Below are 9,421 nucleotides of genomic sequence, written 5' to 3' on the forward strand. Positions count from 1 at the left end.
CGATCCCGCTAGGCTCCACCAATTTTATTTAAAGATCTTAAGCGAGTTTCGTTCGTCTTAAGTTTTTTTTATATGAAATGCCAAGCATAACCAGAGTACGTACGCAAGAACACCGTGATTCCCTTCACGGTGTTTTTTTGTATATTCATGCGTTTTTTTGTTGAGTTGAACCACCTATTTGTTACCGCTTACAATACATGTAGAAGTGACTATGACATAGGGGGAATATCGAATGAATATCGCGTATATCAGCGTACCGTACCGTTATGGACAAGGAAAGCCGGGCACTGAACACGGACCTGCTGCTGTCGAAAAAGCCGGTTTGTTAGCGACACTTGAAGCACGGGGACAAGAAGCAGTACGCTACGGGGAAGCGGCTGTTTTATCCGAGGATGCGGTCCGAGAAGAAGATCCGAAGCTAAAGCGTCTTGAAGGCGTCGTCCACACGACGAATGACTTGCATCTGATTGTTCGCGATGCGTTATCAGAGCAACGCTTTCCGTTGTTAGTTGGTGGTGATCACAGCATGGCGATCGGAACGATTGCGGGGTTACGTCAGACTGTACCACGTCTTGGCGTCATCTGGTTCGATGCACACGGTGACTTGAATACACCGGAAACATCACCGTCTGGCAACATCCACGGTATGCCGCTCGCTGTAGCCCTTGGGGAAGGACATCAGCGTTTAACGGAAATAGGAGGAACAGATGTTAAGCTGCAACCGGAACATCTCGTCTTCATCGGATTACGTGACGTTGATCCAGGCGAACAAGAACTGATTGATCGTCTTGGTATTCGTGTCTACGATATGGAAGCGATCCGAACTCGGGGGATGGACGCGATCATGGAAGAAGCGATTGCCTATTTGAAGGAAACAACGGATGCATTCTATCTTAGTTTCGATATGGACGGTCTTGATCCATCGCTTGTCGTCGGTACAGGAACACGTGTTGCTGATGGCATTTTCTTAGACGATGCGAAGACGGTGTTACAGCATTGTGCGGTAGCAGAAGATTTCATTGCAGCTGAATTCGTTGAAGTGAATCCTTTGCTTGAAGAAGGAAACGGAACCGCGGAACTTGCGAATGAACTGATCGGAGATTTACTTTTGGCAATGGAAACACATCGCTTAGTAAAATAATGGATAGAACTTGAACTCTTTTCATCGGGGTTCAAGTTTTTTTGTTACAATTTAAAAGGAGATGAAACATTTATCGGTCGACTTCGTATAAGAGATTGACCGCATAGAGCGGGGGGTATTCAAAGTGGAAGAAACGACACTACGCTTAATTGAGCGAGTGAAACAGGGAGACCGTGATGCTTTCGCGGCACTTGTTGATCTATATAAGGAAGGTGCCTTTCTTGTGGCTTTCCGGGTCTTGCGCGATCGAATGGAAGCGGAGGATGCGACACAAGAAGCCTTCATCCGTGTATTTACGAAGATCGATTCGTATAATGCACAATGGAAGTTCCGGACTTGGTTATACCGAATCGTTACGAACGTATCGATTGACCGATTACGGAAAAAGAAACCTGACTATTCTCTTGATGCTGAGATGTCAGGTACTGAAGGACTGACATTGTATTCACAACTCGAAAGCAAGGACACCTTGCCGGAGGACCAAGTGGTCGATAACGAGCAACGAAGTGAAGTCGGGGATGCGATTGCAGCTTTACCAGAAAAATACCGCGTCCCACTCGTCCTGAAATATATAGAGGATCTTTCACTAAAGGAAATCAGTGAAATGATCGAATTACCTGTCGCTACTGTCAAAACTAGAATTCATCGTGGACGGGAAGCGCTGAAGAAGCATTTTGCCAAACGATGAGAAGGAGGAACTCACCATGTCACGAGAGCATGTACATGAACGGATTCAGGATTATTTAGATCAAAACCAACCACCTGAGGAATTCGAGCGATTGGAAGCAGAGTTACGGGAAGCGGACGCGATGGACGAGTTCGAAGAGTATCGACTCCTTGATGCTCGACTGCGTCAACTTCCAGCGCCCAAATTATCGGCAGATTTTACATCCCGCGTGCTGGCACAATTGCCCGACCAGGTGGATACGCCGAGCGCTGCTTTACTGCACCAACCGCAACCGTCCCGTTTTGGAGGGAAGATGAAGCAATACCCATTGCTCGCGGCGGCGGCTGTTTTCTTACTTTTGTCGGTCGGTAGCCTTGGTGGTTATATGGCACAGGAAGAACATGACTTATCTTATACAAATGCACCAGGCATCGTCGCTCAAAATGGTGAGGTCGTCGTGCCAAAAGGCGTCACGGTCGATCAAGATCTCTATGTCGAAGGCGGGAACGTCCGAATCGAAGGGAAAGTTAATGGCGACGTCATGACCGTTGACGGGAAAGCTTACACGGCGAGTGCCGGTAGCGTGACCGGAGAAATCAAGGAAATTGATCAATTATTCGAACGCGTTTGGTACGGAATCAAACGTCTATTTCAATAATCAGATGGGACGAGTCGAACTCGTCCCTTTGTGCTATAATGGAAACTGTTTAAATCAGATGAGTTAGGGGGCACGGTTGGTGAATTACTTCAGCTGGCAACCACTTCAATTTCAATTGTTGAAACTGGGAGAAAACGTACATTGGTACGATTATATTAATGATGTGATTGATATCGCGGTTGTGACGTTCGTTATTTACCGTCTCATGATCATCGTCAAAGGAACAAAAGCGGTCCAGCTCATTAAAGGGATTTCGGTCATTTTGATCAGTTGGTTCCTGAGTGGCTTTTTTGGACTCAAAACACTTCAATTCTTACTCAATCAAATTATCACCTATGGGTTACTGGGGATCATCATCATCTTCCAACCCGAACTCCGGCGTGGACTGGAACACTTAGGACGAACGAGTAAATTCTTCTCACGTAGTGCGATCAGTGATGAAGATGAACAAGTTCGAATCGTCGATGCGCTCGTATCGTCTGCCCAGTACATGTCAAAACGCCGTATTGGAGCACTCGTGACGATTGAACGTGAGACAGGACTGAGTGAATACGTAGAGACGGGCATTCCGCTTGGTTCACAAATCACGAGTCAGTTGCTGATCAACTTATTCATTCCGAATACACCATTACATGATGGCGCCGTCATCGTCCAGCAAGGCAAGTTAGCAGCTGCCGCTTGTTACTTACCGTTGTCAGAAAGTGCACATATCTCAAAAGAGCTTGGAACACGTCACCGCGCTGCAATCGGTGTCAGTGAAGTAACGGATAGTGTTACGCTCGTCGTCTCGGAAGAAACGGGTGGTGTCTCACTCGCCATCAATGGACGTCTGTACCGGGAACTCGATGAAGAATCCTTACGGACGAAGTTGCTTGAGACGATCGTTAAGGTCGAACAGACGAATACTTCCTTCTTGAACTGGATGGGGGCGAAAAAATAATGTTCGAAAAATGGTTCAATGAACGATGGTTTTTACGCATTGTTGCGGTCGTCTTAGCCGTCATGTTGTATTTGATGGTGGCAGGTTCGAATACGACAGGAAAGAGTGACGCCGCTAGTCTGTTGCCGATCGCAGGTCAAGGTTCGACGAAATTTGACGTGCCGGTCACGGTCCAGTATGATGAATCGCAGTGGGTCGCCTATAATATTCCAAATACGATGGAGGTAACCGTTAAAGGTCCATCGAGTAGCTTGACGATGCTTCGGCTTGTTCAGGATTTTGGGTTATCGATTGATTTAAAAGGACTTGACCCTGGCTATCATCGTGTCCGTGTCACAGCAACTGGCTTCGGAAAAGATGTCGTGGTGACGCCAAAGCAGGAGACGATTGAAGTTTTCCTCGATAAGAAGATTACAAAGGAAGTACCGGTACAAGTCGCCTTACTCAATAAAAACAAAATCGCTGAAGGATATGTCGCTGGGGAAGCGCAACCGAATCAACAAACCGTTGAAGTTACGGGAGGCGCAGAGAAGTTACAGGCGATTTCAGCGATCCAAGTACCGATCGATGTAACTGGTCGGGCAGAGACGTTTAAAGAGACGTTCAATGCCAAAGCGACCGATGCGAACGGGAATACGATCAATGCATCTTATCAACCGGAACAACTAGAAATCACAGTACCGATCTATAAGGAAAGTAAGACGGTACCGATCAATGTGCAGACAAAAGATGACGTCAAAAAAGGATATACCGTCGTCAAGATCGTTCCCGTTACGACGGAAGCTCGTCTATATGGAACAAAAGAAGAGTTAGAGCGTATCGGTTCCGTTGATACGGAAGCGGTCTCGCTCAAAGGATTGACGAAGACGACAGAAAAAACCGTCAAACTTGTTGAACCGGAAAATGCGACAGCGATGGATCCGACACAGGTCACCGTCAATATCGTTGTCGAAAAGGAAAATGCGAAGTCGACGACAGAAACCGTCGAGGATCGAGCGGAGAAAACGATTCCCGGTGTGACGGTCACGTTAAATGGGTTTGATGAATCGAAGTATACGATTGATTACAACCAAACGATTGATGTCGTTGTCCGTGGGAAAGAATCTGATTTAGCATCGATCGATGCGACGGATATCAAAGCGGTCATCGATGTGACGGGACTAAAAGAAGGAACGCACGGATTGCCGATTTCGTATCAGACGTCAAAAGCCTTTGATGTCCTGCGTCCGGATAATATGGATGTCACGCTAAAAGCTGTTCCGCGGACATCCGTTCCGACCAATTAAAACAAATTAGTGAAATGAGGAAATAACACATGGGTAAGTATTTTGGAACTGACGGCGTACGCGGCGTCGCAAACGTAGAATTGACACCGGAACTAGCATATCGCCTCGGTCGAACAGGTGGTTACGTGTTGACGAAACACGAAAGCACACGACCAAAAGTCTTGATTGGACGCGATACACGTGTTTCTGGTCAAATGCTTGAGAACGCACTCATCGCTGGTCTTTTATCAATCGGTGCAGAAGTCATGCGTCTTGGTGTCATCTCGACACCGGGTGTCGCGTATCTGACAAAAACGATGGATGCCACAGCGGGAGTCATGATTTCTGCATCGCACAATCCAGTTGAAGATAACGGAATCAAGTTCTTCGGTTCAGATGGCTTCAAGCTCGATGACGCAACTGAGCTTGAAATCGAAGCATTGCTCGATGAAGCAGAAGATACATTACCACGTCCAGCTGGAAAAGAACTCGGTTTCGTTCACGATTACTACGAAGGTGCACAAAAATATCTTCATATGCTTCGCCAGACATCGGATGAAGATTTCTCAGGCATCCATGTCGCGATCGACGGCGCACATGGTGCGACGTCAAGCCTCGCACCACGTCTATTCGGTGACTTGGAAGCAGAAGTATCGACGATCGGTACAACTCCGAACGGACTCAACATCAATGATGGTGTCGGTTCGACACACCCAGAACATCTCGCTGCCTTCGTTAAGGAAAAAGGCGCAGATGTTGGTTTATCGTTTGATGGAGACGGCGACCGCTTGATTGCAGTCGATGAGAACGGTGATATCGTCGATGGCGATAAAATCATGTTCATTTGCGGAAAATACTTGAATGAACTTGGTCGTCTGAAAGACAACACGATCGTTGCGACGGTCATGAGTAACCTCGGCTTCCATAAAACTGTTGAAGAAAACGGGATGACGGCACTTCAGACAGCAGTCGGTGACCGTTATGTCGTCGAAGAAATGCGTAAGAACGACTACACGCTCGGTGGTGAACAGTCGGGGCATATCATCTTCATGGATTACTCAACGACAGGGGACGGCATGTTGTCAGGCGTCCAGTTGTTGCAAATCATGAAAGCGACAGGGAAAAAGTTATCGGAACTCGCAGCTGAGATGCCGATCTTCCCACAACGTCTCGTTAACATCCGTGTCTCAGACAAAAATGGTGCAATGAGCGGTCCTGCCGTGCAAGCGATCATTGCAGAAGTCGAAGCAGAGATGGCAGGCAACGGACGTATTCTCGTTCGTGCGTCAGGAACAGAACCACTCGTTCGTGTCATGGCGGAAGCTCCGACACAAGAAGCGTGTGATGCGTACGTCGAGCGGATCGCGAACGTCGTTCGTGAGAACTATGCGTTACAAGAAAACTAAGTAGCCCGAAGCAGAGCGATTGCTCTGCTTCTTTTTTACAATTATTTTAGAAAAACAAATTGATATTTTTACAAAAAATAGGGATTATGCGTATTGAATAGAAAAATATCGGGAATAGTTACAAATACGTTACCTTTCTTGCTTTTTCAGATTAAAGTTCGTATGATGGTGAAGTCGGACAGAAACGGGGTCAGACGGAAACAAGAAGCGCCAGGGCTTTCTTCGTAGGATGAAAGCTGACGAGGTGGAGGTTTATCGAATCATTCGGCGGATGCCTCCCGGTACCAGATCCATACCGTAAATCGTTCTGAAATCGTCCAAGTGATTGGACGGACAAACAGACCGATCGGGATCCTCTCAACAAGAGCCGTTTCCTCTTCAGGGAAATACTTGTAAATGGAGAGATGTAACATGTGCGGAATCGTAGGTATGATTGGACAGGTCAACACGAAGGAAATTTTATTAAAAGGTCTCGAGAAGCTCGAGTACCGCGGCTATGACTCGGCAGGTCTTGCGTTCGTCAACGACGGCGTCCAAGTCCATAAAGAAGTAGGCCGGATTGCTGCGCTACGCGAAGTCGTTCCTGCAGATGCAGACGGCACAGTCGGAATCGGACACACACGCTGGGCGACACACGGTGTCCCAAGCGTACCAAACGCGCACCCGCACCAAAGTGCGTCAACACGTTTCACACTCGTGCACAACGGTGTCATCGAGAACGATGAGCAGTTGAAAGCAGAATTGAATGTCGATCTCCTCAGCGACACGGATACAGAAGTCATCGTTCAGATGATCGAAAAGAACTTCAACGAGACAGGTGATGTCGCGGAAGCATTCCGTCAAACACTCCGCGTCTTGCACGGTTCGTATGCCCTCGCATTGATCGATGCTGAAAATCCAGACGTTTTGTACATTGCGAAAAACAAATCACCACTTCTCGTTGGTCTCGGTGACGGGACGTTCAACGTCGTCGCATCAGACGCAATGGCAATGTTACAAGTAACGGATCAATTCGTTGAGCTGCATGACGGTGAGATGATCATCTTGACGCGTGATAGCGTTACGATTCAAGATCTCGACGGTAACGTTCAAGAGCGTGAAGCATATACGGCTGAAATCGATGCATCAGATATCGAAAAAGGAACGTATGCGCACTACATGCTCAAAGAGATGGATGAGCAACCAGCTGTCATCCGCAACATCGTTCAACAATATCAAAATGAAGCAGGCGACATCACACTCGACCAATCGGTCCGTGATCTCGTACTCGGTCGTGACCGTGTCTACATCATCGGTTGCGGAACAAGCTATCATGCTGGTTTGATTGGGAAACAGTTGATTGAACAAATCGCAGGCATCCCGACAGAAGTGCACATCTCTTCTGAGTTCGGATACAACATGCCATTATTGACAGAGAAACCACTCTTCCTCTTCCTTTCACAATCAGGTGAAACAGCGGATAGCCGTGCGGTTCTCGTTGAAGCGAAGAAACTTGGTCACCCGGCACTGACGATCACGAACGTTCCAGGATCAACATTGTCACGTGAGGCGAACGCAACATTATTGCTCCACGCGGGTCCAGAAATCGCCGTTGCTTCAACAAAAGCGTATACAGCTCAAATCGCTGTCCTCGCTGTTCTTGCGTTTGACCTCGCTCAAGCGAAAGGGGTTGCTGTCAACTTCGATCTCATGAAGGAACTCGGTAAAATCTCAAGTGCGATGGAATCGGTCATGTCTCAAAAAGATCGTTTCCAAGAAATCGCGACAGAGTACTTGTCTGAATCACGTAACGCGTTCTTCATCGGTCGCGGACAAGATGCATACGTCGGGATGGAAGGTGCATTGAAACTCAAAGAGATCTCGTATATTCAAGCAGAAGGATATGCGGGTGGTGAGCTCAAGCACGGTCCGATCGCTTTGATCGAAGATAACACACCGGTCATCGCACTCGTGACACAACCACACGTTCACCTCAACAACCGTGGGAACGTCAAGGAAGTCGTCGCGCGTGGTGCAAACGCGTGTGTCATCGCAGCAGAAGGTCTTGAATTGCCGACGGATGCCTTCGTCATCCCAGCAGTCGAGCCACTCTTGTCACCGCTCTTGTCTGTCTTGCCACTTCAATTGATTTCATACTACGCGGCACTCGGTCGCGACTGTGACGTCGATAAGCCACGTAACTTGGCGAAGTCGGTAACGGTTGAATAAGAAAATAAATCGACTCCAAACGATAGGCGCGAAAGTGTCTGCCGTTTGGGGTTTTTTATATAGGAGGACAACAAGATGAATCGCTGGATCGCCGCATTTCCTAAACGATATGAACAGGACGTCCGAATCGTCCAAGCGTGTCTACCGTTTGCTTGGACGCGTTTATCACCCGGGGCGATCGAAGTAAATACAGAGCACGAACAGATACAGATTCCGACTCGCTTATATGTACCAGAGGTTGACTCGGAGCGGATTAAACAACTGACGTCGACTCAACAAACGATGTTATTTTGCCTTTACACCCGTCACCATGATGGTCACATCCGTGAACGTTATCTCCGTCAGTTACTCAAAACAAATCAAAAAGATGAATGGATACTCATCTATATTCTTGAACTTGCTAGTGAATACGTCTGTGAAATCGTTGATATCATCGTACCCGTGATCGAGCAATGGGATCCGGAAGTGAAGCGGCGATTCGTCGAGGATGATCCGGCATACATGAAGCGAATCGAAGACCGGATGATCAGTTACTGGAATGCTTATTATCGGTCAAGTGGCGAACGACGATCTGAAGCGGACTACCCAGGCTTTCAGATTATAAAATCGTTACGGGAGAATACTTCGGTAGAGGAAGTTTAAAGAGATAAAAAGGAGGTGCGCACTTGATCACGAAATCAAAGGATCTGTACTTAGAAGGACCCGGACCTGCTGTTTTGCTGTTACATAGTTTTACTGGTAGTGCGAATGAGATGCGGGGGCTCGCTCGCTTTTTACATGTAGCCGGGTATACCTGTTACGCGCCCAATTACGCCGGGCACGGGGAATCGCCGGAGCGCTTGTTTGCGACGACGATCGAAGACGTCTGGCAGTCCGCGCAAGTCGGACTTGCGTTTTTACAAGATCGAGGACACAAAGACATCTTTTTGATTGGACAATCACTCGGTGGAGTGATGGCACTTCGACTGGCAGAACAGTCAGGATGTGCCGGACTCATCTTACTCTCGACGCCGATTCTTGAGCGGACGATTGCCGGACTTGAGCACCGCGTTCGTCGCTATACGGAACGGTATTTTCAATTTGACGATCGTTCGCAAGAGTGGATCGCAGACTTTGTCGACCGTCATTTTCCACGA

Annotated in this window: 9 protein-coding genes; all 9 read left to right on the plus strand. The window is 47.7% G+C overall.

Translation table 11 applies throughout. The annotated features are described in order from the left end of the window. The first annotated feature begins 232 nt into the window (after positions 1–232). Complete coding sequence (rocF, locus tag B2751_RS14945) at positions 233–1,141, plus strand: arginase (protein ID WP_290775506.1); 909 nt, start codon at positions 233–235, stop codon at positions 1,139–1,141. A 124-nt stretch (positions 1,142–1,265) separates the two neighbouring features. Beyond that, positions 1,266–1,829 carry an RNA polymerase sigma factor SigW gene (gene sigW, locus B2751_RS14950; protein ID WP_056064595.1) on the plus strand — a complete coding sequence of 188 codons (564 nt, stop codon included), beginning with the start codon at positions 1,266–1,268 and terminating at the stop codon, positions 1,827–1,829. A gap of 16 nt (positions 1,830–1,845) precedes the next feature. Next, on the plus strand, positions 1,846–2,466 hold the full coding sequence (locus B2751_RS14955; protein WP_056064592.1) for a hypothetical protein: 621 nt from the start codon (positions 1,846–1,848) through the stop codon (positions 2,464–2,466). Positions 2,467–2,545: 79 nt separating this feature from the next. Further along, entirely contained in the window at positions 2,546–3,406 is an 861-nt protein-coding gene (cdaA, locus tag B2751_RS14960) for a diadenylate cyclase CdaA (RefSeq protein ID WP_056064589.1), read from the plus strand. Then, positions 3,406–4,692 carry a CdaR family protein gene (locus tag B2751_RS14965; protein ID WP_290775508.1) on the plus strand — a complete coding sequence of 429 codons (1,287 nt, stop codon included), beginning with the start codon at positions 3,406–3,408 and terminating at the stop codon, positions 4,690–4,692. Before cdaA ends, B2751_RS14965 begins: the two co-directional genes overlap by 1 nt. Before the next feature lie 29 nt (positions 4,693–4,721). Continuing rightward, positions 4,722–6,077, plus strand: coding sequence for a phosphoglucosamine mutase (gene glmM / locus B2751_RS14970; protein ID WP_029343107.1), 1,356 nt, complete (start codon positions 4,722–4,724; stop codon positions 6,075–6,077). Positions 6,078–6,488: 411 nt separating this feature from the next. Next, a complete protein-coding gene (gene glmS, locus B2751_RS14975; RefSeq protein ID WP_056064583.1) occupies positions 6,489–8,285 on the plus strand; it encodes a glutamine--fructose-6-phosphate transaminase (isomerizing) in 1,797 nt (598 codons plus the stop codon). A gap of 75 nt (positions 8,286–8,360) precedes the next feature. Further along, positions 8,361–8,927: a hypothetical protein gene (locus B2751_RS14980; RefSeq protein ID WP_290748511.1), complete on the plus strand. Its 567-nt coding sequence runs from the start codon at positions 8,361–8,363 to the stop codon at positions 8,925–8,927. Between the two features lie 23 nt (positions 8,928–8,950). Continuing rightward, positions 8,951–9,421: alpha/beta hydrolase (locus B2751_RS14985; RefSeq protein ID WP_290775511.1), on the plus strand; the 471-nt coding region annotated here is incomplete at its 3' end.

It is taken from the genome of Exiguobacterium sp. UBA6282 (genome assembly GCF_002440475.1).
GTDB lineage: Bacteria > Bacillota > Bacilli > Exiguobacteriales > Exiguobacteriaceae > Exiguobacterium_A.

Coding starts and splice junctions, on each gene's coding strand:
- rocF (WP_290775506.1), top strand. CDS start 233: ATGAATATCGCGTATATCAGCGTACCGTACCGTTATGGACAAGGAAAG.
- B2751_RS14955 (WP_056064592.1), top strand. CDS start 1,846: ATGTCACGAGAGCATGTACATGAACGGATTCAGGATTATTTAGATCAA.
- B2751_RS14965 (WP_290775508.1), top strand. CDS start 3,406: ATGTTCGAAAAATGGTTCAATGAACGATGGTTTTTACGCATTGTTGCG.
- glmM (WP_029343107.1), top strand. CDS start 4,722: ATGGGTAAGTATTTTGGAACTGACGGCGTACGCGGCGTCGCAAACGTA.
- glmS (WP_056064583.1), top strand. CDS start 6,489: ATGTGCGGAATCGTAGGTATGATTGGACAGGTCAACACGAAGGAAATT.
- B2751_RS14980 (WP_290748511.1), top strand. CDS start 8,361: ATGAATCGCTGGATCGCCGCATTTCCTAAACGATATGAACAGGACGTC.